Here is a 17,792-nt window from a genome sequence, read left to right as displayed (position 1 = left end):
ACCGCCCCCACCAGCACACGCCATCAGGTGCCCGCGAGACGCCTCTTCGTACGCGCAGTCGCAACGTGCGTGTGGGGATCCTCCGGCCACGGACGCTTCGGATACCGCCCCCACCAGCACACGCCATCAGGTGCCCGCGAGACGCCTCTTCGTACGCGCAGTCGCAACGTGCGTGTGGGGATCCTCCGGCCACGGACGCTTCGGATACCGCCCCCGCCAGCACACGCCATCAGCCGCCCGCGAGACGCCGCTTCGTACGCGCAGTCGCGACGTGCGTATGCGGATCCTCCGGCCACGGATGCTTCGGATACCGCCCCCGCATCTCCGCACGGACCTGTGCGTAGGGCCCTGCCCAGAACGAGGCCAGATCCGCGGTCACGGCCAGGGGCCTCCCGGCGGGCGACAGCAGATGAAACAGCACCGGCACCCGCCCCTGGACCACGCGCGGCGTGTCCACCAGGCCGAACATCTCCTGCAGCTTGACGGAGGCGACCGGCTGTCCGGCAGCGTCATCCGGGGCCGGATACGCCAGGCGCACGGTCGAGCCCGACGGGACCCCGATGCGTTCGGGCACCAGTTCGTCGAGCCGGGCCGCCTCCGGCCACGGCAGCAGACGCCGCAGGGCCGAAAACAGATCGACGCGCGACGCGGGGGTCCCGGCGGCAAGAGCGGTGATCTCCGGCTCGAGCCAGTCGCGAGCCGCACTCGCCAGGGCTCCGTCCGACACATCGGGCCACGGCGAGCCGAGCTCGCGGCGCAGCAGAGCCAGCCGTCTCCGGAATGAGATCGCGGCCTCCGACCAGGCCAGCGCCGCCAGTCCGTCCCGCTCCAGCGCCCGCAGCACGGCGGCACGCGTGTCATCGTCCGCACGCGCCTTCTGCGGGGTGCTCGACAGGACGAGGTCACCGAGTCGTTTCTCGCGCCGCACGACGATCCGCCCGTCCGCGAAGCCGGCCTCCGTGCGATCGGTGAGCATCGAGGCACCCGCGAGCAGGGCGATCTCCTCGTCGATCGCGGCGGCTGAGCGGATGACGGCTCCCGTCCCCGCTGCGGCCCGTCCCTGCGCGCGGCCGACTTCGGCGACCGCCAGCCAGGGCTCGGCGGCCAGGGAACCCGTCAGCCCGGCTCGCGTTCCCGAGGCGAGCTGAAACACCGCACCGCCGTCCGCATCGCCGACGCGCCGGGCGATGCGCTCGGGATAGGCGAGAGCCACGACGGCGCCGACTGCCACATCAAGAGAGGGCGACAGCAACCTGCCCGCCGGCACCGGGCCGCTGTTCTTGTCAGCCTCGGCCGGATGCGCGAGCCGTCCGTTCCCGCCCTGACCGCGGCCGTCGCCCGTGAGCCCGAGGAAGCGCCGTCTCTCCCGTTGCCACTCCCGTGTCCGCGGGTGTCGTCCGTCCCGGAGCGCCCGCAGCGCGGCCGACAGATCGGCGTCGTCCGTGCGGATCTCCCCGGCGACCAGAGCGATGACGTCGGCTGCGACCGGGGCGCCGACGAGCTCGGCGCCATCGAAGAGCGCTCGCGCGAGCCGGGGGTCGGCGGGAACGCGTGCAAGACGCTCGCCACGGTCGGTTGCTCGCCCATCCGCTGCGACCGCGCCGAGCGACTCCAGTGTGCGCTGCGCATCCGCAGCGGCGTCACCGGGCAGCGCGTCGGGAAGCCGCAGTCCGCGACCACCGGGTGATCCCCAGCACGCCAGCAGCAGGCACGCTTCGGTGAGATCGCTGGTCAGGATCTCCGGCGTGGGGAAGGCGGGCGCCGCCGCGTATGTGCGCTCGTCCACGCAACGAATCACCGTGCCCGGGCCGAGACGTGCGGCACGGCCGGCGCGCTGCACCGCGGCCGCCCGCGAGGTGGGAACGGTGACCAATCCGGTCATCCCACGGGCGGCATCGCGCCGGGGGACACGCGAGAGACAGGTGTCCACCACCACGCTCACGCCCGGGACCGTGAGCGATGACTCCGCGATCGAGGTCGCCACGATGATGCGCGGACGCTCGCCCGCCACACGCCCTGCCACCACCCGATCCTGTTCGGAGGCACTCACCTGGGCATGAAGCTGAAGCACCTCGGTTCCCGGGGCGAGCGCCGCGGCTCCGCGAGCGATCACACCCACCTCGCGCGCCCCCGGTGCGAACACCAGTGCATCGGCCGACGGATCGCGCGCGAGCACGCGGGCGTGTTCGGCGACGACGGTGGCCGCCACATGATCGAGGAAGTCCGGGGTGACACCACGCTGATCGAGTCGATCGTGTCGCGCCGGCGCCCAGCGCTCCTCCAACGGGTACGCCACTGCGGTATGAGAGACCACCGGTGCGGGATGGTCGCCGCCCAGAAGCGCGGCGAAGCGGTCCGCGTCGAGGGTCGCGGACATCGCGACGAGGACAAGATCGTCGCGGAGCTCACGCACCTCTCCGAGCAGACCGATCAGCAGATCTGTGTCAAGGGCCCGCTCATGAACTTCATCGAGGACGACGGCGTCCACGCCGTCCAGCTCAGGGTCAGCGAGCAGCCGCCGCAGCAGCAGCCCCGGCGTCACCATCTCGATCCGCGTCGCGGCGCCGACCTGGCGCTGCCCGCGAACGCTGAAGCCGACGCGGTCACCCAGCCCGCTCCCGTCCAGGGAGGCCAGCCGTCGGGCCGCGGATCGTGCGGCCACCCGACGCGGCTGCGTCACGATGACGCGTCCGGCCACACGGTTCGCCACGAGCGGCGGGACGAGCGTGGTCTTGCCGGTTCCCGGCGCGGCCGAGACCACCACCGTTCGCGAACCGTCGAGGGCGGCGGACACGTCAGACACAGCATCGGCGAACGCGAGGCCCGCACCGATCGTGGAGATGTCGAACGCCCGCATCCCTTCATCCTCGTACATGGCGACCAGGCCGGCGCCGCACTGCGCTGGCGGGGCCGGGACGAGATCGTCCGCCCCTGGCACGACGAGCGCGACGGCGCCGGCTCGGCTCAGCTGAAAACCTGTGACGAGAGCATCCGCACTCTCGGACGGCGAGAACTCCGAGGTCGTCCCGGCTCACCGAGGGGCTGGGGACGACGCTGCCCGCAGGAGCATGAGACCCGCCAGCAACTGCCAGAGGAGGAACGCATACACCGCACCGCGCTCCCACACCCCGTCCGGAAGCCCGGCGTGCAGCGAGAGGAGCACGGCACTGACGAAGCCGGCGAAGCCGAGGACCGGTCCCACCCACAGCGTGCGCCGCGACAACCCCGCAGGCGCGAGGGCCCAACGGGAGACGATGGCGGCCGCGTTACCCGCGCCGATCGCCGCCACCGCCCCCAGCGCGTGGATCGTGATCCAACCGAGCCGGGCATTCGTGGGCGAGCCCGGGACGAGGCCGACGAAGACGATGCCCGCGGTGTGCACGGCGGCGAGGATGAGGAACGCTATGCCCGGACCGCGGAGCCCGAGCCACGAGATGACGAGGATCGCGCCCAGCAGGAAGAACAGACCGGTGCCGATGAATCCCGCGTTCATCACCGCGGGGAGCGAGGACTCCAGCATCCTGCCCTGGAATTCGGCATGCTCGGGGACCCCGAGGTCGCTGATGTAGAAGCGCGCGTAGTCGTACCCGGGGGAAGGCGGCTGCCGCGACGGCCTCGCACAACAGGTACCAGAGGGGCGCAAGCACCCACAACATGCCGGCCGCGCGCAGAAGCGGCGGGACGGCCGGGGACGGAGCGGGGAGTTCCCGAGAGTCATGTACGCGCATACATTCATTCTCTCCTGCCTGCGCGCCGCTGGCTCCAATCACGGTCGCATCCGTGCGGGGCAGGTTCTCGCCGATACAGGCATTCGGCTCACACCCCGGCTGCCGACATACGATCCCGACGCCACCACAGCCAGGCGGATACTCCCCCAGACACCCGCATTCCGTCCACACCCAGCTGCCGACATACGATCCCGACGCCACCACAGCGAGGCGGACACTCCCCCACACATTCCGTCCACGCCAGCTGCCGACATACGACCCGACGCCACAGCCAGGCGGATACTCCCCCAGACACCCGCATTCCGTCCACACCCAGCTGCCAACGCGCGATCCCGACGCCACCACAGCGAGGCGGATACTCCCCCAGACACCCGCATTCCGTCCACACCCAGCTGCCGACGTGCGATCCTGAAGCGACCACAGCGAGGCGGATTCCATGCAGTATCTGTTCGGCAACCTCATCGCGATCGTCGTGAGCATCGCGATCGCAGCGGTCATCGGCGCGCTCCTGCGACGCGCTCTGGACGGCCAGCCCGCGCGATGGCGCAGCTTCGTCCTGGCACTGATCGCGATGGTCGTGGTCGCGGAGATCGCGGGGCCGGTGGCGGTGCAGCTCGGCATCACGGCGGGCACGACACCCAGCACGCAGTCCGTGCTGTGGTGGCTGTTCATCATGCTCCTGGTGATCCTGGGAGTAGGCGTCGCCGCCCTGGGCGTCCTGGTGATGGGCGAAGCGGTGCTGCCCACGGGGCGCTACGGCACGTTCGCAGACATCGCCCGCTCCCTCGCGGGCGGTGCGCGTCGCTCGGTTCGCTATGTGTCGTTGCTGCGGGTCACCGCGGCCAGCCGGCTCTGGCGTTCAGCGCGCGGCGGCCCGGACTCCCCCGAGTTCGCAGCCGCCATCACGCGCACGCTGAGCGATGCGGGGCCGACTTTCGTGAAGATCGGGCAAGTGCTCTCCACGCGGCCGGAGCTGGTGTCTCCGGCGCTTGCCGCGAGTCTCACCACGCTGCAGTCCGACGCCCCCGCGCTCCCGGCCGACATCGTCGAGGCCGAGCTGACACGAGCCTGGGGCCGGTCGCCGGACGCGCTGCTGGCCGAACTGGACCGTACGCCGTTCGCGGCCGCATCGCTGGCCCAGGTGCACGCCGGACGGATGCCGAACGGCACGGAGGTGGTGGTCAAGGTCCGCCGACCCGGCGCCGTGCAGCAGGTGAGCGTGGACACCTCGATCCTGCGCCGCTTCGCGGTCAGCGCCGAGCAGCGATTCGGGTGGGCGCGCGACCTCGGCGCTGTCGCGCTGGCAGAGGGCCTCGGCCGCTCGCTCCTCGGCGAGCTCGACTACCGTTCGGAAGCCCGCAACGCGCGCGCCTGCAGCGCGGGGCTCGTCGGTGACCCGCTGATCACCGCGCCCGAGGTCATCACCGACCTCACCCGCGAGAACGTTCTGGTGATGGAGCGGTTCCACGGCGTGAAGCTCGCGGATGCCGCTGCCACGCTGACCGCTGAGAGACGTGCGGAACTCGCCGATGCCCTGCTTTCGCGCGTGGCGACGAGCATCTTCGTGGACGGGGTGTTCCATGCCGACCTGCATCCGGGCAACCTGCTGCTCCGGGAGGACGGCCGCATCGGCATGCTCGATTTCGGCGCCATCGGCGTCATCGACCCCGAAACGCGGCGGCAGCTCTCGCTCCTGCTGCTGGCCCTGCTCACCGGCGACGATCTCGCCGCAGCGACGGCCCTCACGCTCGCATTCGATCTCGGTGACCGCCGGCAGCGCGGCTCGACTGACGCGATGCGACGAGAGCTCGGCCGGCTCATGACCCTGCATCTGGCGGGCTCCCCCGACTTCACCGCGCTCGTCGCGGACCTGGTTCGGTTCCTCTCCCGCCACGGGATCGCGGTGCCGGGTGACGTGGCCGGCGCATTCCGAACGCTCGCATCTCTGCAGGGCACCCTGCGCGCGCTCGTTCCCGGCTTCGACGAGATCGCCGCGATGCGCGGCATCCTCCCCACCCTCATCCACCGTTCCCTGGAGCCGATTCAGCTCGCGCAGCACGCCGCCATCGAAGCGGCGCTTGCGCTCTCGATCGCCCGCCGGCTTCCCGAGCGCATCGAACGCGTATCCGACGACCTCGCGAGCGGCCGTCTCGTGGTGCGCACCCGCGCGTTCGCCGACGCGGATGACCGTCGCTTCGCGAGCGCGCTGGTCACGGATGCTGTGTCCGGCGTCCTGGCCGCCGTGCTCATCGGGGTCGGCGCCGGCCTGTTCACCGTGGCTGACGGACCGCAGATCGGACCCGGAATCGGCCTGCTCCCCCTCGTCGGCGCCGTTGTCGGAACGGCCGGCACCGCTCTGGCCTTCCGCCTCCTCGTGCGTCTCTTCCGCCGTCGCCCCGGTTCCTGAACGGGATAGACGACCAGGACCGTCACTCCCTGCGTGGGGCGACGCCTCCCTCGCGGAGCGCAAGCGCGCTGCCCGCGGGTTCTGAGCAGCGAGACGACTTCCCGACGGCCGCGGAACAACGCGGGGGCGCCCACCCGCCCGCGGTATCCTGGAAGGCCGTGCGGTGCACCCGGTGCCGCGCGGTTTCGGCCGAGGGGAAGCAGCGATGAGCGACGTCACCGCTGAACTCGCGCGCATCTCGGCGGCGACGCACAGTCCCACCCTCCGGCTGTTGCGCACGAAGCGCGCTCCCTTCGTCCTCACGGTCTTTCGCGAGGTCTTCGATCAGTCGGCGAAGTCGGTGAAGGCCGACCGCGTGCACGTGCGGGTGGACGCTTTCCTCGCCGAAGCACGCGAAGGAGGCTACGACGTTCCGCAGGGCGACGGCCGCTCGCTGTGCACCGCCTGGATGAACGCACGCTGGATCAACCGGGTTCACGACGATGACAACGACGAGGCGTACGAGCTGACGTCCGCCGCACTGGGAGCGCAGCGCGTCGTGGAGAGTCTGACGGCTGATCGCGCGTTGCTCAGCGAATCGCGACTGACGATGATCGTCGACGGAGTGCGCCGCCTCGCCGGTGAAGCCAATCCCGATCGTGACGCCCGCATCACCGCCCTCGACAAGGAGATCGCCGCCCTCACCGCTGAACGCAACCGTCTCCAGGCCGGGGGCGAACTGCATCGCGCCGGAGATGGCCGCATGCTCGAGGGCTACCTCAACATGCGTGACCTGCTCAGTCAGCTGCCTCGCGATTTCCGGCGCGTCGAGGAGTCCCTGGACGCCATGCGGCGCGACCTGATCAAGCAGTTCCGCGCCGAGGACCGCCCGAAGGGCGAGGTGCTGGAGGAGTACCTCAGCCGAAGCGCGCAGCTCTCGCAGGAGACCGAGGAAGGGCGAGCCTTCGAGGGAGCCCTCGCGATCCTCAACGATCGTGAGCTACTGCGTGCGTTCCAGGACGACCTCGCCACCATCCTCGACCACCCCTTCGCCGGAGAGATCCGCGCCGAGGACGCGCGAATGTTCCGCCGCTCCACCGACGTGCTGCGGCGCGGGCTACGGGATGTCCAGCACACGCGCACACGGCTGCACCGCGTGCTGGGCGAGCACATCACCAGTCACGATTCGGCCCAGGACCGCGAGGTGACCCGCCTGCTGGCGGCCCTTCACGACGAGCTCTCAGTGTGGATGGACACCGCCCGCGTGCGCGACACGGTTCCCGCGCTGTGGGAGCAGCCCGGGCGCATCGACGTCGATCACGTCAAGGAGAACTTCCACTCCCCCGCGAACGATCGTCCCGTCGCGCGGCTTGACCCCGCTTCCGGTGAGATCCCCGAAGGCCCCGACCTCGCCGATGTCCGGCTCCAGGGCGGTCCCCTCACCGCGGAGGTGCGCGCTGCGCTGACCGCGGGACTCGCCGAGGGGGCTGCCACCATCGCCGAGGCGTTCAACACGCTGCCCGCTGAGCTCAGCCGGCCGGTGGAGCTGTTCGGGCTGATGCAGATGACGGCCGACCTCAACCGCGACGAAGACACCGAGACCGTGCGCACGCACCGTCCCGACGGAACACCCCAGACCTTCGCGATCCCCCGCATCACGGCGGACGCGGAGACCCTGCACGCAGAGGAGGACGCATGAGCGACGACACCCGCGTGGACATGTGGACGGACGAAGACGCACCGGCCGATGAGGCACCCCGCGAACGCGAGACCGACGACGCCGCAGCTCAGGAGGAGCCGGCCAGCGACGCGGTCTCCGACGATGCGAACCCGCACGACGACGACATCCGCGTGGACATGTGGACGGACGAAGACGCACCGGCCCATGAGGCACCCCGCGAACGCAAGACCGACGACGCCGCAGCTCACGAGGCACCAGCCATCGGCGTCGCGTCCGACGATGCGAACCCGCACAACGACGACACCCGCGACGACGCCGCAACCTACGACGCCGACGCCAACGCCAATCGCACCGTCGGCGATAGTGCTGATACCGCTGCCTTCGAGGGAACGGACTCGCTGGAGGACGCCGCCCTGTCCGGTCGCTCCGCGCTCTGGGACGGCGACTCCGGCATGCTCACCCTCGCCCAGCGGCGAGCTCTGGTGCGCATCCTGAAGAAGCCCACGATCACCGCGACCGCCGATCCCGAGGCTTGGGCCGTGCTGCGTGAGGACGAGGCGCTCATCCGGTCACGCCTCAACGACCTCTTTCTGGACCTCCGCATCGATCCGAACGGGGTGGCCTTCAAGTTCCAGATTCGCTCCGAGACCGATTCGCCGGTCCCGCCGCTGCTGCATGAGGCCACTTACACGCGCGAGGAGACGGTGCTGCTGCTGCATCTGCGTCAGCGCCAGCTCACCGAGCGCGCGAACGGCGTGGAGCACGTGTCGGTGAGCGCCGAGGAACTGCTCGAGCAGATCGCGCTGTACCGACCCCAGGATGCCGGAGACAAAGCCGGAGACCGCAATCGCGCACAGAAGGCGATCGAGTCCGCCGTGAGACTCGGCGCCCTGGCCCGCACCACGGATCCGGACCGGTACCTCATCACGGCCGTGATCGAGTCCGTGCTCCCGGCGCAGAAACTGCCGGCGCTGCTGGCCTGGTTCCGCGAAGAGAACCGGCCGGGTGCCGCCCACGACAACGACCATCGCGGCTTTGCTGCGGGTGACACCAGCACCGGCACGGACACCAGCACCAGCGCAGACACCAGCACCAGCGCAGACACCGGCACCGGCAGGGACGCCGCGCCCGAAGCTGACACATACACCGAGGAGGAGGCCGAGTGAGCATCCCCGCACTCTTCGAGGGTTTCGACGACGCCACCGCACAGTGGCGTCTCACCACGATGCAGCTGGTGAACTGGGGCGGCTTCCACGGGCATCACAGCATCGACTTCGGCCACGACGCCACTCTCATCTCCGGCGGCTCCGGCACCGGCAAGAGCACCATCCTCGACGCATACCTCGCCCTGATGATGCCGACGAACGTGCCCTTCAACGGCGCATCGAACGACGCCACGACGGGCCGCGCGCGAAGCGCCACCCAGCGCAACGTGCTCAGCTATCTGCGCGGGAAGATCGACTCCACGCGGCAGGGCGACGAGATCACCGACACGGTGCTCCGCGGCGGCGACGCCCCCATCTGGGGCGCGATCGCGGCCACCTTCACCGACGACTCGGATCGCGTGCTCACGGTGATGCGCACCTTCATCGCCCCGGCCGGAGCGACGAACGCGGCCGACGTCCGCATGCGGATGTTCACCGTCGCCGCAGACGTCGACCTGTCCGAGCTCGACCGGTATGCCGAGACCCGCTTCGACGTGCGCCGCATGCGCGAGACGCTGCCGAGCATCGAGACGCACGAGACCCCGGGCAAGTTCCTCGAGTACGTGACCACGCGGCTCGGCATCGGCGGAGTGGACAGCGGAGACAACGCGCTTCGCCTCCTCGCACGCGTGCAGGCCGGCCACCAGGTGCGCACGGTGGACCGCCTGTTCAAAGAACTGGTGCTGGAGCGTCCGGCCACGTTCGGCGCAGCGGATCGGGCCCTCGAGCAGTTCCGGGCGCTGAACCAGACCTACGAGGACATCCGCATCGCGGAGGAGAAGCAGCGGGTGCTCTCCCCCATCCGCGATCTGTACAACGAACGACGCGACGCGCTGGCGCGCACGGAGCGGCTGGACCGGCTCGGCGTCAACGCGCACGAATCGGCGTTCGGGCTCTGGAGCCTGCTGACCGAGCGCGATCTGCTGGATCGTGATGAGAGCCGCACCCGTATCGAGAAGGAGCGCGCACAGGCCGAGAAGGCCGCTGCGGATGCGCGGATCTCCGCCCTCAACGCACAGCTCGAAGTCATCGATCAGGAGATCCGTGACAACGGCGGCAACGCGATGCAGGTGCTGGAATCGCAGCTGGAGCAAGCTCGCGCCGAGCTCGCGCGCAAGCAGCTCAAGAGATCCGAGTTCCTCGACAAGGTGCAGGCTCTGGCCATCGACGCGCTCGATGCCGATTCCTTCGCCGAGCTGCGCGCGGTCGCGCAGGCGCACGCCGGGTCGTCCTCCGACGCGTTCATGGCACTGCAGGCCGAGCGCGATCGCGTGGTCGCCGCCCGGGGCCGGGTCGATGCGCGGCTGCAGGCGCTGAAGGAGGAGCGCGCGTCGCTCGGAGCGCGCGCAGGCCGAGTGCCCGTGGAGCACGACGAAGCCCGCCGCCGGATCGCCGCAGCCGCCGGGGTGGACCCGCGCGATCTTCCGTTCGCCGCCGAGCTGATGGACATCGCCCCCGAGTTCGCCGAGTGGCGTCGTGCCGCCGAGGACACGCTGCGCGGCGTCGGTCTCACCATGCTGATCGACGAACGTCGCGCGCCCCAGATCCGTCGCGTGATGGATACCTTCGTGGCAGGTCAGGCCGGGGAACTCGGGCTGCGCCTGCAGAACCAGGCCGTCCCCGTCGACGTCCCCTTCCGCCGCCCCGCCGACACCCGCTACATCTCCGGTCGTCTGGTGTTCCAGGACGGGCCGTTCACCGGGTGGCTGGCCGAGCACGTCGCCAGCGATGCGATCGATCACCTGTGCGTGCAGGACGCAGCGGACCTCGAGGCCGATGAGCCGACGGTCACGATCAACGGCCAGACCCGGCGGGGCTCCCGCGGCGCGCACGGCCGTGCACTGCGCCAGCGCGACGTCCTGGGATTCTCCGGCGAGATGCGGATGTCCGAGATCGCCGAGGAGGCCGTCGCGCTCGACGGCGAACGTACCGCACTGGCCGCGCAGCTGCAGGAGTGCGATGAGCGCCTGGACGCGCACAACCGCCGTTCGGCCGCCTTCGGCATCGTGCTGTCCACCGCCTGGGACGACATCGACGCTGCCACGGCGGCGGAGCAGGTGGCAGGCCTGCGGGAACAGTACGAGGCGCTGACGACCGACTCCGACGCATTGCAGCAGTTGCAGGCACGACGCGCGGAGCTCGTGACGGAACGCGAGGATCAGCGGGCGGTGTCGGTGATCGCCGGCAAGGCGGCGATCGAGCTCGATGCCGAATGGGGACGCGTGGTCGATCGCAAAGACGACGTGGCAACCCTGCTCGATGCCATCGAACGGCGCGAGTCGGCGACGCTGGACGAGGCGGACCGTGCCTCGCTGGCGGCGGAATCCGTGCGCTTGGGCGGCGACTTCACCCGTGCCGACCTGCCACGGGTGATCGCGCTCGTCCGCGAGGCGGTCTCCACCGATCTGGCCGCTGCGGAACAGGCCGCGGCCCGCGCCGAGCAGGCCCTGATCCGCAGTTTCGAGATGTTCGACTCCCGCTGGCCCGACTTGAATCGCGGCTCCGGCATCGAGGCGTTCGACGAGTACGAGGCGATTCTCGACGAGATCGTGCGCAACGGTCTGCCGCAGCGTCTGGAGGCGTTCCGCCGCAGCTTCCAGAAGTGGTCGGGCGATGACCTGAAGCTGCTGAGCGACCAGTACCAGCGTGCGCTCGACGCGATCGACGAGCGCCTCGATCCGATCAACGACATCCTCCGCGGCACGCCCTTCGGTGCCGGAGGTCAGGATCGTCTGCGCATCGAAGTGCGTCACTCCACGCCGGACTACCTCCTGCGCTTCCGTCGCCAGCTGGATCGGCTGAGCTCCGCCTCCCTGGAATGGAGCGATGCCGAGGCGGAGAGCCGGTTCGTCGAGCTGCGCGACTTCATGACGCAGATCGACGTGGGTGTCAACGGATCCACGCTGGAGCGTGACCGCCTCCTCGACGTGCGCCAGCACATCGAGATCTCCGCGTCACGCGTGTCCTCCGATGGCCGTGTCGTGTCGACGTACACCGACATCGCCGGCAAATCCGGCGGAGAGACCCAGGAGCTGGTGGCCTTCATCGTCGGATCGGCGCTGCGTTACCAGCTCGGTGACGAACGACGGGCAAAACCCCGCTTCGCCACCGTCATCCTCGACGAGGGATTCGTGAAGTCGGACTCCGAATTCGCCGGCCGTGCCGTCACTGCGTGGCGCGACCTCGGGTTCCAGCTCATCATCGCCGCCCCGCTCGACAAGGTCACCGGTCTCGAGCCCCACGTCGACGTGATGTGGTCGGTCACCAAGTCCGCCGAGATGAAGTCCTACGTCACTCCGTTCCGCCGCGTCGCGGTGTAGGGGCCGGCCGTTCCTCCCCCGTACCCGAGCTGTGGACAGGCTCGTCGCGGCCTCCGCCGTTGCGTCTAGCTTCGGGGGATGCTGACACGACCCCGCCCCCGGTTCGGTCCCACGGCGTCCCCCGCCGCAGTCGGTGTCGCGATGCTGGTGAGCCTCGCGGCGCTCACGGGGTGCACGGCGGAATCATCCACCGCACCGACACGTCCCGCAGCCACTCCGATCTACCACCCCGCCACCCCAGCCCCCGCGTCCGACGCCGACGTGGAGGCGGCGGTCGCGGCACTCTCGAACTACACGGATGCGAGCAACCACATCGATTGGACGGATGCTTCATCGCTCGAAGCGTTCTACTCCCTGAGCACCGGCAATCAAAACCAAGCGGATCGGCGCACCTACTCGGAGTTGTTCGAGGCCGGCTGGCGAACGGAAGGCGCTGTTCAGTTTTCCGTCGTAGGCATCAGCCCGGATCACCGAGATCAGCAGGTCAGCTTGTTTGTTTGTGTGGATGTCTCGAATCTCCGCTTCTTCGACGCCTCGGGAACAGAGCAGGTTCGTACGTCTAGTTCGCCAGTGCGCGAGCGCACCGCTGTCGTTGTTCACGATCCGGACGGGCAGTGGCGCGTTTCCGATCTGGTTCGACGAGAAGGATCCACACCGTGCTGAGGAGCACAGCCGCGTTCATCCTCGTCAGCGCCGTGTTGGGACAGACAATCAGCCTTGCTTCAACTGCGAGTGAGTCGGAGAGCTGCGGCTATCTCGCCAACTGCGACATCACGAACGACGGTGGTGGCGTTGACATCGCGGGCGGAGGCTGGGAGCCGGTCCCTGGCCCATCAGACGAGATGCCGACCAGTTCGGAGCCAGGTGAGGGCACGGGCTCCGACGACGGTGACAGTGGGGGTGATGACACCACTCCGAACCCCGTACCGGCGCCGCCCGGACCTGGAGATCTCTGCTGGGACAACCTCACGCCCCTCGGCTGCACCACACCCGCACCCACAGAACCCACACCCACGCCCACACAACCCACCTACCCCGACACCATCTACAACACCGACCTCATCAGCTTCACCCCACACGACCCCACAGCCACGGTGCCCAATGAAGCCATGGCCCTCATCAACACACCCCTTCCCATCACCCTCACAACCACCACGCACTCCCTCACCGGCACCGTCCTCACCCACCCCGTCACCGTCACATTCACTCCCACCGGCTACAGCCTCGACCACGGCGACAACACCGCGCCCACCCACACTGCAGACAACCCCGCCACCGTCTCCCACACCTACGCGGCACGCGGCCAGTACCCCACCACCGTGACCACTTCCTACACCGCCACCATCACCTTTCCCGACGGCATCCCCCGCCCGGTCCGCGGCACCATCACCATCACCACACCCGGACCGACCATACGCATCCTCGCCGCACACACCGCGCCCGTACGCACCACCTGCACCACCACCCCCGCACCCGGCTGCTGACATACCGTCGTCAGCTCTCGCCACCGGTCGCCGGGCCGTCGTCGCCCGGTGGCGGACCACGTCATTTCCTCCTTTCCGTCATACCGGTCTCAATTAGTGCTGCCGGAGCGCAGCCGAGGAACAGAGCCTGAGAGCACTCACGAAGGTGGTCGCAGAATCTGCTTGGCGGTGTCCCAGGCACAGCACATTCTGAGACCACTCGACCTGCCCTGGGCTTGACCACAGATCACCACTCGATGAAGGTCGCCGGGCGCGCCGCAACACCGTGAACATGAGACAGCGGTCGCGCCACACCGCGAAGTTGGATAGCAGTCGTTGCCCAGCGAAAGCGCCCAAACCTGGTTGCACCAGCAAACGTAGGTCGCCGGCAGCCCACACTGAAAGCTCGGCAGCACAACGAAGGCAGTGCACCCCTCCGAACGCGGCTCACCAGACGGTGAAGCACCGGCAACCCGACTCACGCGGCACACCGCCGTGTCCGCTCGCCCCACGGTCAGAGTCGGCAATGGCGACGGTGAAACCGCCGACGCCTGATCCCACCAGCGAACGTAGGCCACCGGCAAGCACACACCGAAAGCCCGGCAGCACAACGAAGGCCCGGCGGCCCGACCCACGCGGCACACCCTGTGTCCGCTCACCTCATGGTCAGGGTCGGCGACGGCAACGGTGAAGCCCCCCCCTTCCCCCGCAGGGCACCACACGCTGCGCACAACGACGAAGCGCCGGCCCTCGGAGGAGGACCGGCGCTTCGTAGTGAATCAGATCACTCGCGCGGAGCGGTGACCGAGATCAGCGCTGCCGTGTTGTTCTGCATGGACTTCTTCACGGAGATCACCGTTCCGAAGCCGACGCCCGCGTCAGCGGGGTTGCCAGTACCGAGAGTGGTGAAGCCGAGGTCGAGCCCGTAGACGCCTGTGGCCGGAGTGCCATCGGGGTTCACCACACGGGTGGTGTACGGCGCATCGCCCACGGACGGGACGACAACCGACGCGTCACGCATGCGGTTGTAGAGCTGGCCGTCGCGAAGCTCAAGACCAGCCACCCAGCCTTTGTCGTCGGTGAAGGTGCTCACCGCCGGCAACGGACCGAAGTCGGTGCACGCCTCGTTGTAGTCGGCATCCACCAGGCAGTCACGCAGCGGGTACGTGGCCTGCAGACCGAACGCGGCGTTCGACGACTGGGCGCGGCTGGAGATGTTCTTCAGCAGGGACGGGTCGAGCGCAGCCTCAGCTCCCGTGCGCCGCAGCGGATCGAAGTGGCTGTCCACGAGGAGCAGACCACCCTTCGCACCGTAGCTCGGCAGCGCGGTGAGGTTCGCCGTGACCTGGTTGGAGCTGCCGTAAGTGGTGTCGCGGTACCAGACCAGCGCACCGGGGGCGTTGTAGGCGACCTTCTCCACCTTCCACGCGTCATCGCTGTACACGGTGGTGTATCCGTACTTCAGGCCCTCGTCGAAACCGTCGAGGTTGCGCCACTCCACCAGGTAGTACTGCGCCTTGATCTGGGTTCCGCTGTCACGCGTCCATCCGGCACCGGTGGTGTCGGTGAACGTACCGTCAGCGGCAGTCCAGCCGTTGTCACCCGACTCCACGTCGTCGCCCCACAGGGTGGTTCCGCCAGCAGTCAGCGAGAAGTCGTCGGAGAACCATCCGCGATCCATGTACGCAGCATCGGTCGCGTAGCGCAGACGGACCTGGATGTTCTGCCCGGCGAAAGCCGACAGGTCGATGTTGTCGTGACGCCAGCCGTCGGTCGTGCCCGTGAGGCCGTACTTCTTACCTCCGAAGTCAGCCATCCGGCCGTTCGGGTCCGAGTATCCGTCGTCGGTGGAGACGAGGTTTCCCGCGTCGTCATAGACCTTCTGCTCCGCCCAGGTGTTACCGCCATCGGTGGAGACTTCCACGAAGCCGTAGTCCCAGTCCTCCTCGATGATGAAGTTGTTCCACATCGAGAACGTGGCTCCGGCGGGAACACTGTCAATCGCGCGGGTGAGCGTCGCGTCAGCCCACGCCTGGTCGGCGTTGGAGTACCACATCTCGGAACCGCTGTGCGGCTCGGCGAGGACGATCTGCTTGTCCGGCAGGTTCACCTTGATGCCATCCTTCGTCCCCTTGGCGGGGCGCGATGTCTGGCCGACCTTGATGGTCTTGGTGCCATCACCCGGGTTGACCTCCTCAAGGTCTACCCAGCCGAGCACCCACTTGTCCCAGATGCCCATGTGGGTCGGCATCGACTGGAAGATCGGGCCGGAGTGGGAACCCGAGCTCATGAGATCCCAGAAGTCGATGTCCGAGTTGCCAGCGTTCGACGTGTCGTACAGGTCCGGCAGACCGAGGTCGTGACCGTACTCGTGGGCGAACACGCCCACACCGGAGTTCTCCGGCTGAACGATGTAGTTCTGGATCTTCAGGTCGGTGCCGGGAATCGGCGCGCCACCGGCGACATCGGACGAGTGCGCCCAGATGGCGTAGGTGCCCTCGGCGCCACCACCACCGGATTTGTCCTCACCCGCGTGAACGAGCACGACGTGGTCGATGATGCCGTCGGGTTCGTTCACGTTGCCGTCACCATCGACGTCGCCCTGGTCCTCGATGTCGTAGTCGGCCCACGGGAAGTCCGGGCTCTGCTCGGCCAGCGCGGCCACGGCGTCGATCGGCAGCTGGCCCGGTCCCAGTGGGTTGTCGGGGTGACCCTGCATGTCCTGCATGGGGCCGGCCTCATACGCGCCCGTCTCCGGGTTCAGGTGGCACACCGTGGCGCCGTAGTAGCCCTCGGAGTGCGGCACCTTCACCCAGGCCGTGGCCTCACCCGTCAGGGTGTACGCGCCGCGCGACATCTCCTCGTACATGTTCTTCATCGTGTAGCCGGAGATGTCGAACCCCGGCTTGCCGTCGGGCCCGGTGAGGTCGGTGCGGACACGATCCGTGATCCCGGTGCTGGAGAAGAGCATCTTGTTGAAGTGCTCGCTCGAAAAGTCCGGCACCCACATGGTGTTGTTGTCGGGGTGCGACGCATCCGCCGGGTTCGGGATGCCGTTGTGGAGGGTGGGACCCTGCACGTCGCCGGCCTTGCAGTCCGTCGCGCCGAAGCTCGTGGGCACCTGCAGATCGGAGAAGTCCTCCGTTCCGTCGAACTCCACCAGGATCGTGAGCAGTTTGGCCTGCTGCGTCGTCTTCGACTGCTTCAGGTTCTTGGGGCTCTTGCCGGTCTTCACCGCCTGGGCCTCGGTCGCCGCCAGCTGGCGCGCGGCCACCGGATTGCCCTGCGCGTGCTTCTGGTCGTTCTCCTTCGCCCGTTCGATCGCAGAGGCGCTCACGGCACCGCGGACGTTACCCTTCTGGTCGGCGACGACGTGGTCATCCGACGTGTCGAAGGCACCTTCCACGCGGGGCTCGACGTAGTTGATGTAGTGGTCATCGAAACCGGAGCCGGTGACCGCTGCAGAGCCGGTGGCATTCGACGCGGGCGCCGGGCTATCCCCCTGTGCCGGGTGAGCCGGCACCGCTCCGAACGCCGCCATCCCGGCGACAGTCAGAGCGAACGTCGACGCCGTTGCCGCGACACGTCGTCGTGTGCGAGCCGTCTGTTCAGACATTGCTTCTCCCTTCAGGCACCGCCGCGAAGGTCTCACGGCGGCACGGGTGTGGCGCGCCGATCAGGCGCGCAGAAACAACAAATACCGCTGGAACCCTGTGCCTGAAAATAGGGGTCGCTGAAAATGAAAGGACCCTAACGTTGGCGTGGGTCGTACATACGTGGCCGGGTGCCGCTTCCGGGTCAGCAGAAAACAAGAAACCCGACTCCGAGAGGCGCGAACAAGCGTTCGACGACGATCTCCGAAACGGGTGTGTGGTGTTGGGGGAATGACGAAAGCCCTGACCAGCGGTGGTCAGGGCTTTCGTGTTAAAAGGAGTCCGGCGGTGTCCTACTCTCCCACAGGGTCCCCCCTGCAGTACCATCGGCGCTGAGAGGCTTAGCTTCTGGGTTC

The 17,792-nt window shown here is 68.6% G+C and carries 9 protein-coding genes and 1 rRNA gene; 6 read left to right on the top strand and 4 right to left on the bottom strand.

Annotation, left to right across the window (positions count from 1 at the left end; translation table 11 throughout):
* Positions 1 to 229: 229 nt before the first annotated feature.
* Both hrpB and ACIQJ5_RS12515 read right to left on the bottom strand, forming a co-directional pair.
* Positions 230 to 2,857 (bottom strand): ATP-dependent helicase HrpB, encoded by a 2,628-nt coding sequence (gene hrpB, locus ACIQJ5_RS12520; protein WP_402844404.1) that lies wholly within the window; start codon positions 2,855 to 2,857, stop codon positions 230 to 232.
* Between the two features lie 174 nt (positions 2,858 to 3,031).
* Positions 3,032 to 3,718, bottom strand: a complete 687-nt coding sequence (locus ACIQJ5_RS12515) for a DUF998 domain-containing protein (protein ID WP_402844402.1) — start codon at positions 3,716 to 3,718, stop codon at positions 3,032 to 3,034.
* A 446-nt stretch (positions 3,719 to 4,164) separates the two neighbouring features.
* Between ACIQJ5_RS12515 and ACIQJ5_RS12510 the strand changes: the two genes are divergently transcribed.
* From ACIQJ5_RS12510 to ACIQJ5_RS12485, 6 genes are all read left to right on the top strand, one after another.
* Complete coding sequence (locus tag ACIQJ5_RS12510) at positions 4,165 to 6,135, top strand: ABC1 kinase family protein (protein ID WP_402844399.1); 1,971 nt, start codon at positions 4,165 to 4,167, stop codon at positions 6,133 to 6,135.
* 205 nt (positions 6,136 to 6,340) lie between these two features.
* Positions 6,341 to 7,813 carry a DUF3375 domain-containing protein gene (locus ACIQJ5_RS12505; protein ID WP_231092990.1) on the top strand — a complete coding sequence of 491 codons (1,473 nt, stop codon included), beginning with the start codon at positions 6,341 to 6,343 and terminating at the stop codon, positions 7,811 to 7,813.
* On the top strand, positions 7,810 to 8,961 hold the full coding sequence (locus ACIQJ5_RS12500; protein WP_402844394.1) for a DUF4194 domain-containing protein: 1,152 nt from the start codon (positions 7,810 to 7,812) through the stop codon (positions 8,959 to 8,961). The genes ACIQJ5_RS12505 and ACIQJ5_RS12500 overlap by 4 nt, the downstream gene beginning before the upstream one ends.
* Positions 8,958 to 12,320, top strand: a complete 3,363-nt coding sequence (locus ACIQJ5_RS12495) for an ATP-binding protein (RefSeq protein WP_402844391.1) — start codon at positions 8,958 to 8,960, stop codon at positions 12,318 to 12,320. The genes ACIQJ5_RS12500 and ACIQJ5_RS12495 overlap by 4 nt, the downstream gene beginning before the upstream one ends.
* 141 nt (positions 12,321 to 12,461) lie before the next feature.
* The gene (locus ACIQJ5_RS12490) at positions 12,462 to 12,983 is read left to right on the top strand and encodes a DUF6318 family protein (protein ID WP_402844388.1); all 522 of its coding nucleotides are present in this window, start codon (positions 12,462 to 12,464) and stop codon (positions 12,981 to 12,983) included.
* A 179-nt stretch (positions 12,984 to 13,162) separates the two neighbouring features.
* Entirely contained in the window at positions 13,163 to 13,804 is a 642-nt protein-coding gene (locus tag ACIQJ5_RS12485) for a hypothetical protein (protein ID WP_402844383.1), read from the top strand.
* A 763-nt stretch (positions 13,805 to 14,567) separates the two neighbouring features.
* Here ACIQJ5_RS12485 and ACIQJ5_RS12480 read toward each other — a convergent pair.
* Both ACIQJ5_RS12480 and rrf read right to left on the bottom strand, forming a co-directional pair.
* A complete protein-coding gene (locus ACIQJ5_RS12480; protein WP_402844380.1) occupies positions 14,568 to 17,399 on the bottom strand; it encodes an immune inhibitor A domain-containing protein in 2,832 nt (943 codons plus the stop codon).
* A gap of 317 nt (positions 17,400 to 17,716) precedes the next feature.
* Positions 17,717 to 17,792, bottom strand: a 5S ribosomal RNA gene (gene rrf / locus ACIQJ5_RS12475); the annotation flags it as partial.

Source organism: Microbacterium sp. GXS0129 (genome assembly GCF_044769785.1).
GTDB classification, from domain to species: Bacteria; Actinomycetota; Actinomycetes; order Actinomycetales; family Microbacteriaceae; genus Microbacterium; species Microbacterium nymphoidis.
This window is presented reverse-complemented; position numbering and strand designations above follow the sequence as displayed.